The organism is Streptomyces xanthii (assembly GCF_014621695.1).
In the GTDB taxonomy this organism is placed as follows: Bacteria; Actinomycetota; Actinomycetes; order Streptomycetales; family Streptomycetaceae; genus Streptomyces; species Streptomyces xanthii.
Window position 1 is genome coordinate 686546 of the sequence record NZ_CP061281.1, and the last position, 17814, is coordinate 704359.

Here is a 17814-nt window from a genome sequence, read left to right on the forward strand (position 1 = left end):
CGCTCATGCTGATCACCGCACCGCACGACGTCAGCCTCAGCCCGCCGCAGCACCTCGCGTCCGTGGCCGGGCTGCTCGAGGGGTGGCTGCCCGAGCAGCGCTGGTTCGCGGGCAAGGGGCTGCCGCTCACCGACCTGTCGGTGGTGTCGCTGACGGAGCTGTACCCGGGCTGCCTGCACCTGCTCGTGCGGGCCTCGCACGCGGGCGCGCACAGCGGCTGCTACCAGGTCCTGCTGGGGGTGTCCGAGGGCCTGCCGGCCCGGCTGCGGCCGGCCGTCATCGGGCGTCCCGCCGTCGGCCCGCTGCGGGGGCTCACCGTGTACGACGCCCTGCACGACCCCCGGGCCACGGGGACGCTGCTGGAACGGCTGCGGGCGCCGGGCGCGGCGGGCCCGCTGCGCTTCGAGCGCGACGGGCGGACCGACGTGCCGGCGGGGCTGCGCCCCCGCCTCCTGGACGGGGAGCAGTCCAACACCTCGCTGGTGTACGGCGACGCGTTCATCCTCAAGCTGTTCCGCCGCGTCCAGTACGGCGTCCACCCCGACCTGGAGGTCCCCTCCGCGCTGTCCCGGGACGGCTGCGCCCGGGTCCCGGCGCCCGTCGCCTGGTTCTGGACCACCGAGCCGCGCCGCGCGACGCTCGGCGTGCTCCAGCCGTTCCTGCGCGGCGCGACGGACGGCTGGAGCCTGGCCCTCGACTCCCCCACCGGCGAGGACCTCGCCGAGACCGCGTTCGAACTGGGACGGGCCACCGCCGAGGTGCATCTGGCGCTGGCGCGCGCCTTCCCGCCCGACGAGCCGGGACGGGACGCCGGCTCCGCCGACGGGCTCGCGGCGGCAATGTCCGCCCGGCTTGACGCGACGGCCCGTCAGGTCCCGGAGCTGGCGCGGCACGTGCCCCGGCTGCGGGCCGTCTACCAGGCCGCGGCGGGGCACCGTTCGCACCCGGCGGACCAGCGGATCCACGGCGATCTGCACCTCGGCCAGGTCCTGCTCGACGGGCGCCGGTGGCGGATCATCGACTTCGAGGGTGAGCCGTCCCGCCCGCTCGCCGAACGCCGGCGTGTGCAGTCCCCCGCCAGGGACGTCGCCGGGATGCTCCGCTCCTTCGACTACGCGGCGCACGCCCGCGGGCCGGGGCACACCGAGTGGGCCCGGCGCTGCCGCGACGCCTACCTGGCGGGATACGCCCGGGAGGCGCCGTGGGACCCGCGCGAGCACACGGCGCTCGTCCGCGCCCACGAGACGGACCGCGCCGTGTACGAGGTCCTGTACGAGGCCAGGCACCGTCCGGACTGGCTGCCCGTTCCGATGGCCGCGATAGCGCGCCTTGCGGAGGAGTCCCGATCGTGACGTCCACCGAACCGATGCCGACGCGGACCCCGGCGAACACGCCGCCGCCGCTCGACGCCGACACCCGCAAGCGCCTGCTGGCGGGGACCCATCACGACCCGCACGCGGTGCTCGGGGCGCACCCCGCGCCGGGCGGGGTGACCGTCCGCGTCCTGCGCCCCTACGCGCGGGCGGTGTCGCTCCTCGTGGAGGGCCGGACCGTGGAGCTGGCGGACGAGGGGGACGGCCTGTTCTCCGTCCTTCTGCCGCTCGCCGAGGCTCCCGCGTACCGGCTGCGGATCACGTACGACGGCCGGGACTCGGAGACCGAGGACCCCTACCGGTTCCTTCCGGCGCTCGGTGAGCTCGATCTGCACCTGATCGCCGAGGGCCGGCACGAGGAGCTGTGGACGGCGCTCGGCGCGCACCCCATGACCCACCAGGGCGTCACCGGCACCCGCTTCACCGTGTGGGCGCCGAACGCCCTGGGCGTGCGCGTGTGCGGGGAGTTCTGCTGCTGGGACGGCACCGCCCACCCCATGCGCTCCCTCGGTTCGTCCGGGGTCTGGGAGCTGTTCGTGCCCGGGATCGGCGAGGGCGCGCTCTACAAGTTCGACATCACCCGGCCGGACGGCACGCACACCGTGCGCGCGGACCCGATGGCCCGCCGGACGGAGGTGCCGCCCGCGACCGCCTCCGTGGTCACGCGCTCGGCGCACGTCTGGACGGACGACGCGTGGATGTCCCGGCGCGCCGAGCACCCCGCGCACCGGTCGCCGATGTCGGTGTACGAGGTCCATCTGCCGTCCTGGCGGCCCGGTCTGGGCTACCGCGAGCTGGCCGGGGAACTCACCGCGTACGTGACCGACATGGGGTTCACGCACGTGGAGTTCATGCCGGTCTCCGAGCATCCCTTCGGCGGGTCCTGGGGGTACCAGGTCACCGGCTTCTACGCGCCGACCTCGCGCCTCGGCACCCCGGACGACCTCCGGTACCTGATCGACACGCTGCACCGGGCGGGCATCGGCGTGATCATGGACTGGGTCCCGGCCCACTTCCCGAAGGACGACTGGGCGCTGGCCGAGTTCGACGGCCGTCCGCTGTACGAGCCGGGGGACACACGGCGCGCCGAGCACCCCGACTGGGGCACCCTCACCTTCGATTACGGCCGCACGGAGGTCCGCAACTTCCTGGTGGCGAACGCGAGTTACTGGTTCGAGGAGTTCCACGTCGACGGCCTGCGCGTGGACGCGGTCGCCTCGATGCTCTACCTCGACTACTCGCGCGAGGAGGGCGGCTGGACGCCGAACGAGCACGGCGGCCGGGAGAACCTCGACGCGGTCGCGTTCCTCCAGGAGATGAACGCGACCGTCTACCGGCGCTACCCGGGCATCGTGACGCTCGCCGAGGAGTCGACCGCGTGGGAGGGCGTCACACGGGCCACGCACCACACCGGCTCGGACGGCTTCGGCGGGCTCGGCTTCGGGCTGAAGTGGAACATGGGCTGGATGCACGACTCGCTGGAGTACATCCGGCACGAGCCGGTGCACCGCCAGTACCACCACGGCGAGTTGACCTTCTCCATGGTCTACGCGTACAGCGAGAACTATCTGCTGCCGATCTCCCACGACGAGGTCGTCCACGGCAAGCAGTCCCTCGTCTCGAAGATGCCCGGCGACTGGTGGCAGCAACGCGCCAACCACCGCGCCTACCTCGCCTACATGTGGGCCCACCCGGGCAAGCAACTCCTGTTCATGGGCCAGGAGTTCGCCCAGGGCGCCGAGTGGTCGGAGGCGCACGGCCCCGACTGGTGGCTGCTCGACCCGGCGTACGGCGCGGAGCCGGACCACCGGGGCGTGCGCGACCTCGTCCGGGATCTGAACCTGCGCTACAGCGCGACGCCCGCCCTGTGGGAGCGGGACACCGACCCGGGGGGATTCCGGTGGGTCGAGGCGGACGCGGCGCAGGACAACGTGCTGGCCTTCCTGCGCTTCGGGACCGACGGTGCGCCGCTGCTCGCGGTGAGCAACTTCTCCCCCGTGGTCCGGCACGGGTACCCGGTGGGGGTGCCCAGGGCGGCCGGTGCGTGGCGGGAGGTGCTCAACACGGACGCGGCCCGGTACGGCGGCGGTGACGTCGGCAATCCCGGGGCGCTCAGCGCGCTCCCCGGCCCGCTCGGCGCGTTCCCGGCCCGGCTGCTCCTGACCCTTCCGCCGCTGGCCACGGTGTGGCTGCGCCCGGAGTGATGGCCGGCGGGACGGCGGGTACCCGTACGCCCTCATGGACACCGCGGAGCCGAGGAGGAACGGTGCAGGACCGACGATCAGGAACACCGGATCCCGAGAAGGGCGAGGCCGGCGAGCCCACGCCGAGGGACATGCCGGACCAGCAGGCCGACCCGGACGGGCCTGGGGAGGACCCCTGGGAGCCCGACGGCGACACGACCGGCGAGCAGGAGCGGGCCCGGCCCGATCCGGCGCTCCCCGACACGGACGAGGCCGGGACGGGACGCCGGGGCGCACCGCACGCGGCGAGCCCCAACCCGGAGCACCCCGTGCCGGACGAGCCGGCCGACTGATCGGCGGGCCCGGACACAGAAGGACACAGAAGGATGGGCAAGAGGGAGAGGCGGCCTCGTGACGCGGAGGCCGCCTCTTGATCCTCTTTCGGGGTGATGCTTTTCCGGGTGACGCCTTTCGGGGCGACGCTTTTCCGGGTGACGCCTTTCGGGGCGACGCTTCTCCGGGTGATGCCTTTCGGGGTGATCCTTTCTGGGGATTGCCGCCTCAGATCCTGCCGAGGCCGCCACTGCCGAAGGAGCCGCTGGCACCCGGAGTCCACTTCTTGGGGTGCTGGTCCTTGCTCCGCTTCGTGCGGGCCGGATGCAGCTGGTACGGCATGAGGCGTTCGCTCTCGTCGTGGGCCAGCGGCACCTCGTCCGGCTCACGCACCTCCCGCTCCTCGTGCACCGGCCATTCCTTGGGCAGCTTCGGCTGTTCGTCCGGCCTCGGCCGCCTCGACTCCCGCTCGACCACTCTCTTCCCGAACTTGAACGCCACGATCAGGAACCCGGCGATGAACAGGCCTCCGACGAAGGCCCCGACAGCGGAGAGCACGGTATTCGCTGCAGCCAATTCGAAGAATGTCTCGTTCATACCCTTTTGGTACCCCGAACGGGCCCATTTCTCACTGCAAACGGACTCTGTCTTCCGACACAGGGGCTCCGTCTTCCGCGTGTTCCGCGTCGTGCCGCGCCAGCATGCCCAGGAGGTCCGACACGGTCAGGCCCGCCTCGGCCGGATGGCGGAGAATCGTGCCGTCGGAGACGCGGTAGGTGTTCGAGCGACCACGCCGCGTATGGGTGAGATAGCCGTCCTTCTCCAGGTCCGCGAGGATCTTCTGGACGGCCCGCTCGGTGAGCCGGCAGTGGGCGGCGATGTCCCGGATGCGCAGGGTCGGCTCGATCGCGACCGCGGACAGGACGCGAGCGTGGTTGGTGAGGAAGGTCCAACCGGTGTGCGGTTCCGGTGCTGCAGTCATGTACGCCAGGCTAGGCTCTTTGATTCCGGCATTCAAAAGGACGAATTACAATTCCGGTATCACTTGACGTGCATAGTGGCCGGGGTCGACTCTGGAGGCACGGCAGAAGACGGACCGACCTCTCCCTGGAGTGACCGGCATGTCAGCACGTGCATCCCTGTTGGGCGTCGAGACGAGGCATCGGGGCGACCGCACGCTCGTGGCGCTCTCCGGCCCCCTCGGTGCCGGCACCGAACAGGCCCTCCTCGAGAACCTGACGCAGTTCCTGCGCACCTCGGGGACCGGCCTCGACCTGGACCTGAGTCAGGTGGACCACTGCGACTGCGCCGGGCTGAACGTCCTGCTCAGCACCCGCCGCCGCGCCCTGGACGAGGGGAAGAGCATCTCCTTGCACGCCTCCAGTCCCGCCGTGCGCGGCGTGCTCCTGGACACCGACACGCTGCCCCTGTTCACCGGGGCGGGCAGCGCCGCCCGGCTCACCGGCTCGACGCCGGGCGCGGACGACGAGGACGTGCGGGCCGAGATCGGCCAGCTCCGCGAGGCGATGCAGACCCGGCCCGTCATCGACCTGGCCCGAGGGACACTGATGGCCTCCTTCCGCCTCACACCCGAGGACGCCTGGACGGTCCTCGTCGCCGTCTCCCAGCGCACGAACACGAAGCTGCGACAGGTCGCCCACGATCTCGTGCACGCGGTCACGGGCGAAGGCCTCCCCGACGACACGCGCCGGCAGCTCGCCGTGGCCGTGGCCGAGGTGCGCCGGGCACCCTCCGCCTCCGGATCGACGGCGGATTGACCGCCCGCCGAACCGGGAACCCGGCTGCCCATGCCCCCTGACATCGACCACTCCCAGGCCCCGGTCCTCGAAGCGCTGGCCGAGCACCACAGGCTGCACCGGCTCGGCTTCACGCCACCCGGCCACAAACAGGCCCGGGGCGCGGACCCGGCGGTGCGGGCGGTGCTCGGCGACGCCGTGTTCCAGGGCGACGTCCTCGCCTCGGGCGGACTCGACGACCGGCGCACCCGCGGGCGCGTCCTGGAGCGCGCCGAGGAGCTGATGGCCGATGCCGTGCACGCCGAGCACACGTTCTTCTCCACCTGCGGCAGCTCGCTGTCGGTCAAGGCGGCGATGCTCGCTGTCGCGGGCCCGCACGAGGAGCTTGTGATCGGGCGCGACGCACACAAGTCGGTGGTGTCGGGGCTGATCCTCTCCGGGATCCGGCCGGTGTGGGTCGAGCCGCGCTGGGACGCCGAGCGGCATCTCGCCCACCCGCCGGGCGCCGAGGACTTCGAGGAGGCGTTCCGTGCCCACCCCGACGCCAAGGGCGCCCTGGTCACGAGCCCGACCCCGTACGGGAGCTGCGCCGATCTGCGCGGCATCGCGGAGGTCTGCCATCGCCGCTCCCGGCCGCTGATCGTGGACGAGGCCTGGGGCGCGCACCTGCCGTTCCACTCCCGGCTGCCGTCCTGGGCGATGGACGCGGGCGCCGACATCTGCGTCACTAGCATCCACAAGATGGGCAGCGGCCTGGAGCAGGGCTCGGTCTTCCACCTGCGGGGCGAGCTGATCGACCCCGCCGTGCTGAGCTCCCGGGCCGATCTGCTCGGCACCACCAGTCCGTCCGTGCTGATCTACGCGGGCCTGGACGGGTGGCGGCGGCAGATGGCGCTGCGCGGAGCGGACCTGATGGGGCACGCGCTCGACCTGGCCGGCGACGTGCGGACCGCGATCGAGAAGATCGAGGGGCTGCACGTGAACGACCGGGACGACTTCTGCGGCCCCGGACTCTCGGACGACTTCGACCCGCTGCCCGTCGTCATCGACGTCGAGGGCCTCGGCACCACGGGGTACGCGGTGGCCGACCGGCTGCGCGCGCACCACGCGGTCGACGCCCACCTGGCCGACCACCGCCGCATCAGCACCCAGATCACCCACGGCGACGACCGCGACACGGCCGACGCGCTCCTGGAGGCGCTGGAGGCCGTGGCCCGGTCCGGCGCGGAGCTGCGTCCCGCGCCGCGCGTCGACGTGCCCGCTCCGGCGGAGCTCCGCCTCGAACAGGTCCGGTTGCCGCGCGACGCCTACTTCGGGCCCTTCGAGGACATGCCGCTCGCGCGGGCGGCGGGGCGCGTCGCGGCCGAGATGCTGACGCCGTACCCGCCCGGCATCCCGGCGGTGCTCCCCGGGGAGCGGCTCGACGCGCCCGTGCTGCGGTACCTGCGGACCGGGATCGCGGCGGGCATGTACGTGCCGGACGCGGCGGACCCCGGTCTCGGCACCGTGCGCGTGAGCCGCGCAGAGGGCGACAACTCGCCCATATCCGATGGAAGTTGACGTACTCCACGCCGGGCGCCGGTGCAGTGCGGCGCGCAGGTGTGTGATCGACCGTCATGGGTACCCGGCGCCGCGTCCGAACCCTCGACCCCCGACACCCGCCCATCCCCTCGGCCGCCGGCACGGCGGAAGATTGCGAGGCACGCCATGACGCACCTGATCAGCGACGTGATGACGGAGGGCGTGATCGCGGTCCGGCCCGACACGCCCCTGACCCAGGCAGCACAGTTGATGCGCGACGAGGACATCGGCACGGTCATGGTCACCGACGGCGGACGCCTCCTCGGACTGATCACCGACCGGGACATCGCCCTGCGCGCGGTGGCCGACGGCGCGGACCCCCGCGTGGTCGAGGTCGCCGATCTGTGCACGACGGACCCCGTGTGCGTGAGCCCCGAGGAGGAGACCGCCCGCGCGGTCGCCCTGATGCGACAGCACTCCGTCCGGCGACTGCCCGTGACGAGCGGAGGCCGGCCCGTCGGCATGGCCAGCCTCGGCGACCTGGCCGAGACGCACGACCCCGAGTCGGCGCTCGGCGAGATCAGCAAGGTCTCCCCCACGCCCGACCAGGGCTCCGCCCCGCACTGAGCGTCGCCGTCCCGATCGTGAGGAGCGACCGATGACCGACCCCGAACGGCCGGCGGTGCGGGCATGACCGGCGTGCGCAGGCCCCCCGTCCCGCTCGGCGCCGCCTTGCCGAGTCCCCACCGACCAAGGGCGTGATCCGCCGTGTCCGAACCCCTCACCCACGTGTCGGTGCATCCGCACCGGACCGCCACCCTCCTCCACGACGCCGTGCTGCTCCGGGACGGGCTGCGTCCGCTGCCCCTGGGCCTCGAACTGCACTACACCTCGCTGGACCCCTTCGCCGTCCGCGTCACGCTGGAGGTGGAGGGGGCGCAGGTCCGCTGGGTCCTGTCGCGGGAGACGCTCCTGCTCGCCCGCAGCCGGCGCACGGGGACCGGCGAGGTGGCCGCCTGGCCCGTGCCCGGCGCGGCCGACGCGCCGCCCGCGCTGCGGATCCGGCTCGGTCCGGTCGAGGGCTGCGCCGTGGTGGAGACGGAGCGCGACGTGGTGTCCGAGTGGCTGGACGTCACGGCGCGGCTGGTCCCGCCGGGCGAGGAGTCGTCGCACATCGACTGGGACGGCTTTCTCACCGGCCTCTCCGACGACGCCTGACGCGCCTCCCGCGCCCGCCCGCCGTCGGATGGAAGAGTTCACCCACCCGTACAAGGAGCGCGACATGCCTGTTGCCCGGTACTGCCTGGTCGCCGTGGACTGTCCCGACCCCGCCGCACTGGCCGGCTTCTACGCCGCGCTGCTCGGCGGCGAGGTCCGGCAGGACGGTGAGGACTGGTACGACCTGTACGCGCCCGGCGACCACCGCATCGCCTTCCAGCGCGCCGCGGGCCACCGACCGCCCGAGTGGCCCCGCGCCGACGAGAACTCCCAGCAGCTGCATCTGGACCTGAAGGTCGACGACATGGCGGACGCCGAGGCGCAGGTCCTGGCCCTGGGCGGCATGCCGCTGGACCTGGACGACGAGGACGGCAAGCGCGGCTTCCGGGTGTACGCGGATCCGGCCGGGCATCCGTTCTGCCTGGTCCGCGCCTGAGCCGCCGATGGACGGACGGCTGGGCGCCGGCGCGGAGTTCCTGGCCTGGTGGGCGGTGCTCGTCGTGCTGTGGCTGGTGCTGGTGAGCACCGTCGACGTGCTGGAGCTGGTCGTGGGCGTGTGCTGCGCCGCGGCGGGCGCCCTGGCGGCGACGGCGGCGCGGCGCGCGGCGCGTGAGGAGCCCCGGTGAACGCGTGGTCCGCGTGCGGCGCCGCGCTCCTGGCCTTCGGAATGCTGCCGGTGATCTGGCGCGTCTCGGTCGGCCCGCTGTCCGGGCGGCTGCTGGCCCAGAACGCGGGGAGCACGGTCGTCGCCCTGGCGTTCCTGCTGCTGGCACAGGGCTACGGGCGGCCCTCGTACGTGGATCTGTCGCTGGTCCTGAGCCTGCTCGGACCGGTCGGCACGCTGGTGTGCGTGCGGCTGCTCGACGACGACCTGAAGGACGGCTCGCCGCGCGGGAGCACGGCCGTGACGGTGGGGTGTGTCGCCGCCGCGGCTGCGGTGACGGCCGCCGTGTGCGCGGCCACGCCGCCCGGCCGGGCGCTGGTGGAGGCGCTCCTGATCGGTGTGCTGGTGGCGGTCGGCAATGTCGTCGCGACGCGTGCCCTGTCGGTGGGCGTGGTGCGGGAGCCGGGCGCGGAGCGGGAAGGCGGTGGGGCGCGGTGAACGGCGACGAGGTGCTGATCGCGGTGTGTCTCGTCCTGGTGGCGGTGTCCGCGACGGTCGCGGTCGCGGTGCGGGAGCCGGCCCGGCAGGCCCTGGTGCTGTCGGTGCTCGGCCTCGCGCTGGCCGCGCTGTTCACGGTGCTCCAGGCGCCGGACGTGGCGCTGTCCCAACTGGCCGTGGGCTCCGCGCTGACCCCGCTGCTGATCCTGCTGTCGGTGCGCAAGGTCCGCCGCCGCGGGCGCCGCACGGGCGAGGACGAGGAGGCGGGGCGGTGAGCCACACGCTGCGGCGGTGGATCCTCGCGCTCGGCGTCGCGGGCCTGGCCGCGCTGTTCACCGCCGCGTTCCTGGAACTCCCCGACTTCGGCCGGGGCGGGCACCCGTACGGCGACCGGTCGGTCGCGGAGTCCCTCGGGCGCCACACGGCGAACGTGGTGTCGGCGGTCAACTTCGACCAGCGGTCCTTCGACACCCTGGGCGAGGAGTCGATCCTCTTCACCGCCGTGCTCGGGACGGTCGTCCTGTTGCGTCAGACCCGTGACGAGGACCGGCTGCCGCCCCGGCCCGCGCGGGTCGACCCCTGGGTGCGGCGCTACGCGCTGGCGCTGCTGCCGGTGGCGCTGGTGTCGGGCCTGTACGTCGTCGCCCACGGGCAGTTGAGCCCGGGCGGCGGCTTCCAGGGTGGTGTCATCGTCGCCACGGCCGTGCACCTGCTGTACATCGGGGTGGACTACCGGGCGCTCGAACGCGTCCGGCCCGTCGGCCCGTACGAGGTGGGGGACGCGGTCGGTGAGGCGGCCTATCTGCTGCTCGGCGTGGCCGGTCTCGTCGCCGGGGCCTCCTTCCTGGCGAACACGCTGCCGTACGGCACGTTCAACACGCTGGCCTCGGGCGGCACCGTGCCGCTGCTGAACGCGGCGGTCGGCATCGAGGTGGCCAGCGCCGTCGTCGTTCTGGTGAGCCGCTTCCTGGACCAGGCGGTGGAGATCACCGACGCCGACGGGGCCGGGGAGGAAGCCGCCCGATGATGCACGTCCTGCCCTACGTCGTGTCCGGCTGGATCTTCCTGGTCGGCTGCTACGGCCTCGCGACCAGCCGGCATCTCGTGCACGCCGTCGGCTGTCTCTCGGTGTGCCAGGTTGCCACGTACGTGCTGCTGCTCGCCGTCGGCTACCGCGAGGGCGGCACCGCGCCGGTCCACTCCGATCTGCGTCCGCACTCCCGGCCGCTCGTCGACCCCGTGGTCCAGGCACTCGCCCTCACCGACGTGGTCGTGGGCGCCACCGTCACCGCGCTGCTGCTCGCGCTCGCCATCCAGGTCGCCAAGCACCACGGGACCGCCGACCCGGACGAGCTGTCGGAGCTGCGCGGATGAGCCGTCTGCTGCCGCTGGTCGTGGCGGGGCCGCTGCTCGGCGCCGCGTTCCTCGTCGCCTTCGGCCGGCTGCTGCCGCGGATCGCCACGGACGCGGTGGCCGCCGTCGTGGCGGCCGGCACGACGGCGCTGTCCGTCCTCCTGCTGACCCGGTCCTCGCCCGTCGCGACGGAGTGGGTCGGCGGCTGGGAGCCGGTCGCGGGGCGGAGCGTGGGCATCGTCCTCGTCGGCGACGCGGCCGGTACCGGACTGGCCACGCTCGTCTGTCTGCTGACGGTGGCCGTGCTCGTCTACTCCTGGCGCTACTTCGAGGAGGTCCCGCACAAGAACCCCGGCGCGTTCCCCGCGCTCGTGCTGCTCTTCCAGGCGGGCATGTGCGGCTTCTCGCTGACCGGGGACCTGTTCGACGCGTTCGTCTTCTTCGAGCTGATGGGCGTCGCCGCGTACGCGCTGACCGGCTACCGGGTGGAGGATTCCAAGGCCGTCCAGGGCGCCCTCACCTTCGGGGTCCTCAACTCCCTGGGCGCGTACGCGACGTTGATGGGCATCGGGCTGCTGTACGCGCGCACGGGCGAGCTGGGCATGCGGCAGATCGGGGCGCGCCTGGACGGCCAGGGGCCGGCGGACGCGCTGGTCGTGACCGCGTTCGTGCTGGTGGCGAGCGGGCTGCTGGTGAAGGCGGCGGCCGTCCCGTTCCATTTCTGGCTGCCCGACGCGCACGCGGTGGCGCCGAGTCCGGTGTGCATGCTGCTGTCCGGGGTCATGGTCGAGCTGGGTGTGTACGGGGTGTGGCGCGTGCACACGTTCGTGTTCGCGGGGCCGGGCGGGGTGCCGTCCGCCGATGTGGGCCTGTGTCTGGTCGTGCTGGGCTCGGTGACCGCCGTACTGGGCGCGCTGCTGTGCTGGCAGCAGCACCATCTCAAGCGGCTGCTCGCGTACTCGACGATCGCGCACACCGGGCTCTTTCTCGTCGGGGTCGGGCTGCTGCGCCCCGAATCGACCGCCGGGGTCGCCCTGTACGTCGTCGGCCATGCCGGCGCCAAGGCCGCCCTGTTCGCCTGCACGGGCATCCTGCTCGACCGGTACGGGAGCGTGGACGAGCACGAGCTGTTCGGCCGGGCGACCGGGCTGCGGCTGGTCGGCGTGCTCTACACGGTGGCGGCCCTCGCGCTCGCGGGGCTGCCGCCTTTCGGCACGGCGCTCGGCAAGGGCACGGTCGAGGAGGCCTCGGGGTTCGCGGGGACGATGCTGTTCACGGTGGTCTCCGCGCTCACCGGCGCGGCGGTGCTGCGGGTCGCGGCGCGCGTCTTCCGGGGCCTCGGGCCGCGCCCGCGCCGGGCGTCGGAGCAGGAGACGAAGGGCGGTGACGAGGAGCCCGAGACCCGGGGACGGCTGTCGCGGGTGCCGCTGCCGATGGTGGCGGTGCCCGTGGCGCTGCTGGCCGGGTCGCTCGCCTTGGGGGCCTGGCCGGGGCTCGGCGAGCGGGCCGGTGCCGGGTTCGGCGGCCCCCCGGAGCTCGCCCCGCACTGGACGCTCGCCTCGGTCCTGACGGGCCTCGTGTCGGTGGCGTGCGCGGCCGGCTGCGCCGTCCTGGCCCTGCGCCGGGACACGCCTCAGGAGCCGTACGCGTGGACGGAGCCGCTGCGCCGGCTGCACTCGGGGCACATCGGGGACTACGTGGCGTGGTTCGTGCTCGGCGTCGCTCTCCTCGGCGCGCTGGCGTTCTCCGGTTCCCTGCTCTGATCGGGGGGCTCGCGCGGTCGGTGCGGATCGGTGCCTTTGCGTGACCTGAGGGTGGGTACCCGGCGGTCCCCGGCGAGGGTGTCCGATCCGACGACGCGAGGACGGTGTCCGTATGCACGCATCCCAGGCCGCGCCGGCCGGCCTCCGCGGCCTCGAGTCCGCGTTGCGCGAGACGGTCGCGGGTGAGGTCCGCTTCGACGCGGGCAGCCGGGGCGCGTACTCCACGGACGGCTCGAACTACCGCCAGGTGCCGATCGGGGTCGTCGTGCCGCGTTCCGTGGAGGACGGGGCGCGGGCGGTCGGGGTGTGCGCGCGGTTCGGGGCTCCCGTGCTCTCGCGCGGCGGCGGCACCAGCCTGGCGGGGCAGGCGACGAACGCCGCGGTGGTCCTCGACTGGACCAAGTACTGCGACGCGCTGGCCTCGGTCGATCCGCGGGCCCGTACGTGCGTGGTGGAGCCCGGGATCGTCCTGGACACGCTCAACGGGCGGCTCGCGGAGCACGGGCTGCGGTTCGGCCCCGAGCCCGCCACGCACACTCACTGCACGCTCGGCGGGATGATCGGGAACAACTCGTGCGGCGCGTCGGCGCAGGCCTACGGCAAGACCGCGGACAACGTGCGCCGGCTCGAGGTCCTGACGGCGGACGGCACCCGCATGTGGGTGGGTCCGGCCGGCCGGGCCGAGCGCGCCCGGATCGCCGCCGGGGGCGGGCGCCGGGCGGAGATCCACGCGGGTCTCGAACGGCTCCGGGACACGTATCTGGCGGACATCCGCCGCTCCTTCCCCGACATCCCGCGCCGGGTGTCGGGCTACAACCTCGACGCGCTGCTGCCCGAGAACGGCTTCGACGTGGCGAAGGCCCTGGTCGGCAGCGAGGGCACGCTCGTGACGGTGCTGCGCGCCGAGCTGGACCTGGTCCCCGTGCCGCCCTGCCAGTCCCTGCTCGTCCTCGGCTACGAGGACATCTGCCGGGCCGCCGACGAGGTGCCCGAACTGCTGCGGCACTGCTCCCCCGCCCAACTGGAGGCGCTCGACGGCCGCATGGCCGAGCTGATGCGCGAGGAGGGCGCCCACCTCGACGCGCTCGACGCCCTCCCGGCGGGCGACAGCTGGCTGATGCTGCAGTTCGCCGGAGACACCCGCGAGGAGGTCGACGAGCAGGCCTACGCGCTGCTGCGGGATCTGGGCCGCGGCGAGGACGACGACACCGTCGCTTTCTCGGACGAGCCGGAGCGCGAGCACCGCATGCTGAAGGCGCGGGAGGCCGGGCTCGGGGTGACGGCCCGCCCGCCCGACGACCGGGAGACGTGGGAGGGCTGGGAGGACTCGGCGGTGCCGCCCGACCGGCTCGGCGCCTATCTCCGCGACCTGAAGAGCCTGTTCGCCGAGTTCGGCTACGACCACCCGTCGCTGTACGGGCACTTCGGGCACGGCTGTGTGCACACGCGGATCCCGTTCGACCTGCGCGGCGCGGGCGGGATCGCGGACTTCCGCCGGTTCCTGGAGCGCGCCGCCGACCTCGTCGTGTCGTACGGCGGTTCGCTGTCCGGGGAGCACGGGGACGGGCAGGCGCGGGGCGAACTGCTGACGCGGATGTTCGGGGAGCGGATCGTCGCCGCGTTCGGCGAGCTCAAGGCGCTGTTCGATCCGGACGGACTGATGAACCCGGGCAAGGTCGTCGACCCGCGGCCGGTCGACGGTCAGCTCCGCCTGGGTTCCGCGTGGCGCCCCGCGGACCCGGAGACCCGCTTCGCGTACCCCGACGACGAGCACTCCTTCGGGCGGGCCGTCCTGCGCTGTGTCGGCATCGGCAACTGCCGCAGCGCGCACGGCGGCGTCATGTGTCCCTCGTACCGTGCGACGAAGGAGGAGGAGCACTCCACGCGCGGCCGGGCCCGGCTCCTGTTCGAGATGCTGGACGGGCACGCGGACTCGGCGATCATGGACGGCTGGCGGTCGACGGAGGTCCGTGACGCGCTGGATCTGTGCCTGTCCTGCAAGGGCTGCCGCTCGGACTGCCCGACCGGCGTCGACATGGCCACGTACAAGGCCGAGTTCCTCTCGCACCACTACGCGGGACGGCTGCGTCCGATGGCGCACTACTCCCTGGGCTGGCTCCCGGTGTGGGCGCGTCTGGCCCGGCTGTCGCCGCCGCTGGTCAACGCGGCGCTGCACGCCCCCGGTCTCGCCCGGGCCGGCAAGCGCCTCGCCGGTGTCGACACCGCCCGGCCCGCGCCGGTCTTCGCGCGGCGCACGTTCACGCAGGCGTGGCGGGAGCGGGGCGGCCCGGCGCCGGACCCGGCCGATCCGCGCACGGTGGTGCTGTGGCCCGACACGTTCACCGACTCCTTCCATCCGGCGATCGCGCACGCGGCCGTCCGGGTCCTGGCGGACGCGGGCTTCCGGGTCGCGGTGCCCGAGCGGCCGGTGTGCTGCGGGCTGACCTGGATCTCCACCGGCCAACTGGGCGTGGCGCAACGGGTGTTGCGACATACGCTCGACGTCCTGCGCCCCTACGTCGAGGCGGGCACCCCGGTCGTCGGCCTGGAGCCGTCCTGCGCGGCCGTCTTCCGGTCCGACGCCCCCGAGCTGCTGCCCGGTGACGAGGACGTGCGGCGCCTGGCCGGTCGGTTCCGGACGTTCGCCGAGCAGATGGTGGACCACGCCCCGGGCTGGCGGCCGCCGGCCCTGAACCGGCGGGCCACCGTACAGACGCACTGCCACCAGCACGCGGTCCTGGGCGACGACGCCGACCGCGAACTGATGCGCCGCGCCCATCTCCTGGCCGACATCCTCGACGAGGGCTGCTGCGGGCTCGCCGGGAACTTCGGCTTCGAGCGCGGCCATCACGAGGTGTCCGCGGCGGTCGCGGAGCAGGGGGTGCTGCCCGCCGTGCGCGCCGCCTCCCCCGGCAGCCTGCTGCTCGCCGACGGGTTCAGCTGCCGTACGCAGATCGAGCAGGGCGGCACCGGGCGGCGGGCGCTGCACCTGGCCGAGGTCCTCGCGCTGGGCCTGGACGGGAACCTGCCGAGCGAGCGCCCCGAGCGGCTCGCCGACCGGCCGTCCGGACCCTCCCCGGCGGCCCGCCGGGCCCCGGCCGTCGCGGCGGGCGCGCTCGCCGCGGGTGCGGGCCTCGCGGGGGCCCGGATGCTGCGCCGCCGCCCCTGATCCGGCCCGCCGGACCTCGGGTCCGGCCCGGACCGCACCTGACCTCACCGGACCTCATAGGAAAGGACCGTTCTCATGGCCACGAAGGTCTCCGACCACATCCTCGAACGTCTGCGGGACTGGGAGGTCGAGCACGTCTTCGCGTATCCCGGCGACGGCATCAACGGTCTGCTCGCCGCCTGGGGCCGCGCCGACAACAAGCCCGCGTTCGTGCAGTCCCGGCACGAGGAGATGTCCGCGTTCGAAGCGGTCGGCTACGCGAAGTTCTCCGGCCGTGTCGGCGTGTGCGCCGCGACCTCCGGGCCCGGCGCGATCCACCTCCTCAACGGCCTGTACGACGCCAAGCTGGACCACGTGCCCGTCGTCGCGATCGTCGGGCAGACGAACCAGAGCGCCATGGGGGGTTCCTACCAACAGGAGGTCGACCTCCTGAGCCTCTACAAGGACGTCGCCTCCGACTTCTGCGCCATGGTCACGGTCCCCGAGCAACTGCCCAACGTCCTCGACCGGGCCATGCGCACGGCGATGGCCCGGCGCACGGTGACGGCCGTCATCGTCCCCGCCGACGTGCAGGAACTCGACTACTCGGCGCCCGAGCACGCCTTCAAGATGGTGCCGTCCAGCCTGGGCCTGTCCGCGTACGCGCCGCTCCCGGCCCCCGACGAGGTGGAGCGCGCGGCGGCGCTGCTCAACGAGGGCGAGAAGGTGGCCGTGCTCGTCGGGCAGGGGGCCAGGGGCGCCCGCAGGGAGGTCATGGAGGTCGCCGACCGGCTCGGCGCCGGGGTCGCCAAGGCACTGCTCGGCAAGGACGCGCTGGACGACGACCTGGCGTACGTCACGGGCTCGATCGGGCTGCTGGGCACGCGCCCCTCGTACGAGCTGATGCGGGACTGCGACACCCTGCTCGTCGTCGGGTCGAGCTTCCCGTACACGCAGTTCCTGCCGGAGTTCGGCCAGGCGCGCGCCGTACAGATCGACATCGATCCGCACATGGTGGGGATGCGCTACCCGTTCGAGATCAATCTCGTCGGCGACGCCCGCAGGACGCTGCGGGCGCTGCTGCCGCACCTGGAGCAGAACAAGCACACCGACTGGCGCAAGAAGATCGAGAAGGCCACCGCGCGCTGGTGGGAGGTCATGGAGCGGCGCGCGGCCGTGGACGCCGATCCGATCAACCCGGAGTACGTCGCCCATGTCCTGAACGACTCGCTGCCCGACGACGTGATCCTGGCCGCCGACTCCGGCTCCGCCGCGAACTGGTACGCGCGGCACCTGCGGCTGCGCGACGGCATGCGGGGTTCCCTGTCCGGGACGCTGGCGACGATGGGGCCGGGCGTGCCGTACGTGATCGGGGCGAAGTTCGCCCACGGCGGCCGGCCCGCGGTGGCGCTCGTCGGCGACGGCGCGATGCAGATGAACGGCATGGCGGAGCTGATCACGGTCGCCAAGTACTGGGAGCAGTGGGCCGATCCGCGGCTCGTCGTCGCGGTCTTCAACAACCAGGACCTGAACCAGGTGACGTGGGAGATGCGGGCCATGTCCGGGGCGCCGCAGTTCCTGCCCTCGCAGTCGATCCCGGACGTCGGGTACGCGGACTTCGCGCGTTCCCTGGGGCTCGGCGGGCTGCGTGTGGAGAAGCCGGAGCACGTGCGGGGCGCGTGGGAGGCAGCGCTGTCCGCGAGCCGCCCGTTCGTCCTCGACTTCCGGACGGATCCGGCCGTGCCGCCGATCCCGCCGCATGCGACGCTCGACCAGATCGAGGCGGCGGCCGCCGCGGTCCTCAAGGGCGACAGCGACCGCGCGGCGATGGTGCGGCAGGGCTTCAAGGCGAAGGTGCAGGAGATGCTGCCGGGCCGTCACCACCGGGGCGACGACGGGGACAAGCGGTGACGGACGTGCCGACGGTGGACTCGGTGCGCACGTCCGTGTACCGGGTGCCCACCGACCACCCGGAGGCGGACGGCACCCGCTGCGCCGGCGTCACGGTGTGGGCGCGCGACCAGAAGCGGTTCCACGACGTGGCGTGAAAGGAGGCCCGCACC

General features: G+C 73.4%; 19 protein-coding genes. 17 read left to right on the forward strand and 2 right to left on the reverse strand.

Annotated features, from left to right (window positions below):
* The first annotated feature begins 5 nt into the window (after positions 1-5).
* From IAG42_RS03330 to IAG42_RS03340, 3 genes are all read left to right on the forward strand, one after another.
* On the forward strand, positions 6-1352 hold the full coding sequence (locus IAG42_RS03330; protein ID WP_188335503.1) for a maltokinase N-terminal cap-like domain-containing protein: 1347 nt from the start codon (positions 6-8) through the stop codon (positions 1350-1352).
* Positions 1353-1366: 14 nt separating this feature from the next.
* Positions 1367-3577 carry a 1,4-alpha-glucan branching enzyme gene (gene glgB, locus IAG42_RS03335; RefSeq protein ID WP_188341162.1) on the forward strand — a complete coding sequence of 737 codons (2211 nt, stop codon included), beginning with the start codon at positions 1367-1369 and terminating at the stop codon, positions 3575-3577.
* A 62-nt stretch (positions 3578-3639) separates the two neighbouring features.
* On the forward strand, positions 3640-3909 hold the full coding sequence (locus tag IAG42_RS03340; RefSeq protein WP_394811185.1) for a hypothetical protein: 270 nt from the start codon (positions 3640-3642) through the stop codon (positions 3907-3909).
* Between the two features lie 208 nt (positions 3910-4117).
* Here IAG42_RS03340 and IAG42_RS03345 read toward each other — a convergent pair whose 3' ends face one another.
* Positions 4118-4465, reverse strand: a complete 348-nt coding sequence (locus IAG42_RS03345) for a DUF6479 family protein (RefSeq protein WP_394811186.1) — start codon at positions 4463-4465, stop codon at positions 4118-4120.
* Between the two features lie 52 nt (positions 4466-4517).
* On the reverse strand, positions 4518-4871 hold the full coding sequence (locus IAG42_RS03350; protein ID WP_188335505.1) for a helix-turn-helix transcriptional regulator: 354 nt from the start codon (positions 4869-4871) through the stop codon (positions 4518-4520).
* Between the two features lie 139 nt (positions 4872-5010).
* On the opposite strand from IAG42_RS03350, the gene IAG42_RS03355 reads away from it, so the two are divergent.
* From IAG42_RS03355 to IAG42_RS03420, 14 genes are all read left to right on the forward strand, one after another.
* On the forward strand, positions 5011-5667 hold the full coding sequence (locus IAG42_RS03355; protein WP_188335506.1) for an ANTAR domain-containing protein: 657 nt from the start codon (positions 5011-5013) through the stop codon (positions 5665-5667).
* Positions 5668-5697: 30 nt separating this feature from the next.
* Positions 5698-7206: an aminotransferase class I/II-fold pyridoxal phosphate-dependent enzyme gene (locus IAG42_RS03360; protein ID WP_188335507.1), complete on the forward strand. Its 1509-nt coding sequence runs from the start codon at positions 5698-5700 to the stop codon at positions 7204-7206.
* A gap of 147 nt (positions 7207-7353) precedes the next feature.
* Complete coding sequence (locus IAG42_RS03365; RefSeq protein WP_188335508.1) at positions 7354-7794, forward strand: CBS domain-containing protein; 441 nt, start codon at positions 7354-7356, stop codon at positions 7792-7794.
* Positions 7795-7935: 141 nt separating this feature from the next.
* Complete coding sequence (locus tag IAG42_RS03370) at positions 7936-8385, forward strand: SsgA family sporulation/cell division regulator (RefSeq protein WP_188335509.1); 450 nt, start codon at positions 7936-7938, stop codon at positions 8383-8385.
* 64 nt (positions 8386-8449) lie between these two features.
* The gene (locus tag IAG42_RS03375; RefSeq protein ID WP_188335510.1) at positions 8450-8821 is read left to right on the forward strand and encodes a VOC family protein; all 372 of its coding nucleotides are present in this window, start codon (positions 8450-8452) and stop codon (positions 8819-8821) included.
* A 7-nt stretch (positions 8822-8828) separates the two neighbouring features.
* Complete coding sequence (locus IAG42_RS03380; RefSeq protein WP_188335511.1) at positions 8829-9011, forward strand: hypothetical protein; 183 nt, start codon at positions 8829-8831, stop codon at positions 9009-9011.
* Positions 9008-9487, forward strand: a complete 480-nt coding sequence (locus tag IAG42_RS03385) for a monovalent cation/H+ antiporter complex subunit F (RefSeq protein ID WP_223205837.1) — start codon at positions 9008-9010, stop codon at positions 9485-9487. The genes IAG42_RS03380 and IAG42_RS03385 overlap by 4 nt, the downstream gene beginning before the upstream one ends.
* On the forward strand, positions 9484-9762 hold the full coding sequence (locus IAG42_RS03390) for a DUF4040 domain-containing protein (protein WP_223205838.1): 279 nt from the start codon (positions 9484-9486) through the stop codon (positions 9760-9762). The genes IAG42_RS03385 and IAG42_RS03390 overlap by 4 nt, the downstream gene beginning before the upstream one ends.
* Positions 9759-10514 (forward strand): MnhB domain-containing protein, encoded by a 756-nt coding sequence (locus IAG42_RS03395; RefSeq protein WP_188335513.1) that lies wholly within the window; start codon positions 9759-9761, stop codon positions 10512-10514. Before IAG42_RS03390 ends, IAG42_RS03395 begins: the two co-directional genes overlap by 4 nt.
* Positions 10511-10861, forward strand: coding sequence for a sodium:proton antiporter (locus IAG42_RS03400; RefSeq protein ID WP_188335514.1), 351 nt, complete (start codon positions 10511-10513; stop codon positions 10859-10861). The genes IAG42_RS03395 and IAG42_RS03400 overlap by 4 nt, the downstream gene beginning before the upstream one ends.
* Positions 10858-12603 carry a complex I subunit 5 family protein gene (locus tag IAG42_RS03405; RefSeq protein WP_188335515.1) on the forward strand — a complete coding sequence of 582 codons (1746 nt, stop codon included), beginning with the start codon at positions 10858-10860 and terminating at the stop codon, positions 12601-12603. The genes IAG42_RS03400 and IAG42_RS03405 overlap by 4 nt, the downstream gene beginning before the upstream one ends.
* Before the next feature lie 112 nt (positions 12604-12715).
* Complete coding sequence (locus IAG42_RS03410) at positions 12716-15772, forward strand: FAD-binding and (Fe-S)-binding domain-containing protein (RefSeq protein ID WP_188335516.1); 3057 nt, start codon at positions 12716-12718, stop codon at positions 15770-15772.
* A gap of 75 nt (positions 15773-15847) precedes the next feature.
* Positions 15848-17662, forward strand: coding sequence for a thiamine pyrophosphate-requiring protein (locus IAG42_RS03415; RefSeq protein ID WP_188335517.1), 1815 nt, complete (start codon positions 15848-15850; stop codon positions 17660-17662).
* Positions 17659-17799: a hypothetical protein gene (locus IAG42_RS03420; RefSeq protein WP_188335518.1), complete on the forward strand. Its 141-nt coding sequence runs from the start codon at positions 17659-17661 to the stop codon at positions 17797-17799. The genes IAG42_RS03415 and IAG42_RS03420 overlap by 4 nt, the downstream gene beginning before the upstream one ends.
* Positions 17800-17814 lie beyond the last annotated feature (15 nt).

Bases quoted from the DNA above. Each gene is read 5' to 3' on its own strand.
- IAG42_RS03350 (WP_188335505.1), bottom strand. From the start codon at position 4,871: ATGACTGCAGCACCGGAACCGCACACCGGTTGGACCTTCCTCACCAAC.
- IAG42_RS03410 (WP_188335516.1), top strand. From the start codon at position 12,716: ATGCACGCATCCCAGGCCGCGCCGGCCGGCCTCCGCGGCCTCGAGTCC.
- IAG42_RS03360 (WP_188335507.1), top strand. From the start codon at position 5,698: ATGCCCCCTGACATCGACCACTCCCAGGCCCCGGTCCTCGAAGCGCTG.
- IAG42_RS03400 (WP_188335514.1), top strand. From the start codon at position 10,511: ATGATGCACGTCCTGCCCTACGTCGTGTCCGGCTGGATCTTCCTGGTC.
- IAG42_RS03375 (WP_188335510.1), top strand. From the start codon at position 8,450: ATGCCTGTTGCCCGGTACTGCCTGGTCGCCGTGGACTGTCCCGACCCC.
- IAG42_RS03380 (WP_188335511.1), top strand. From the start codon at position 8,829: ATGGACGGACGGCTGGGCGCCGGCGCGGAGTTCCTGGCCTGGTGGGCG.
- IAG42_RS03355 (WP_188335506.1), top strand. From the start codon at position 5,011: ATGTCAGCACGTGCATCCCTGTTGGGCGTCGAGACGAGGCATCGGGGC.
- IAG42_RS03365 (WP_188335508.1), top strand. From the start codon at position 7,354: ATGACGCACCTGATCAGCGACGTGATGACGGAGGGCGTGATCGCGGTC.
- IAG42_RS03405 (WP_188335515.1), top strand. From the start codon at position 10,858: ATGAGCCGTCTGCTGCCGCTGGTCGTGGCGGGGCCGCTGCTCGGCGCC.
- IAG42_RS03415 (WP_188335517.1), top strand. From the start codon at position 15,848: ATGGCCACGAAGGTCTCCGACCACATCCTCGAACGTCTGCGGGACTGG.
- glgB (WP_188341162.1), top strand. From the start codon at position 1,367: ATGCCGACGCGGACCCCGGCGAACACGCCGCCGCCGCTCGACGCCGAC.
- IAG42_RS03330 (WP_188335503.1), top strand. From the start codon at position 6: ATGCTGATCACCGCACCGCACGACGTCAGCCTCAGCCCGCCGCAGCAC.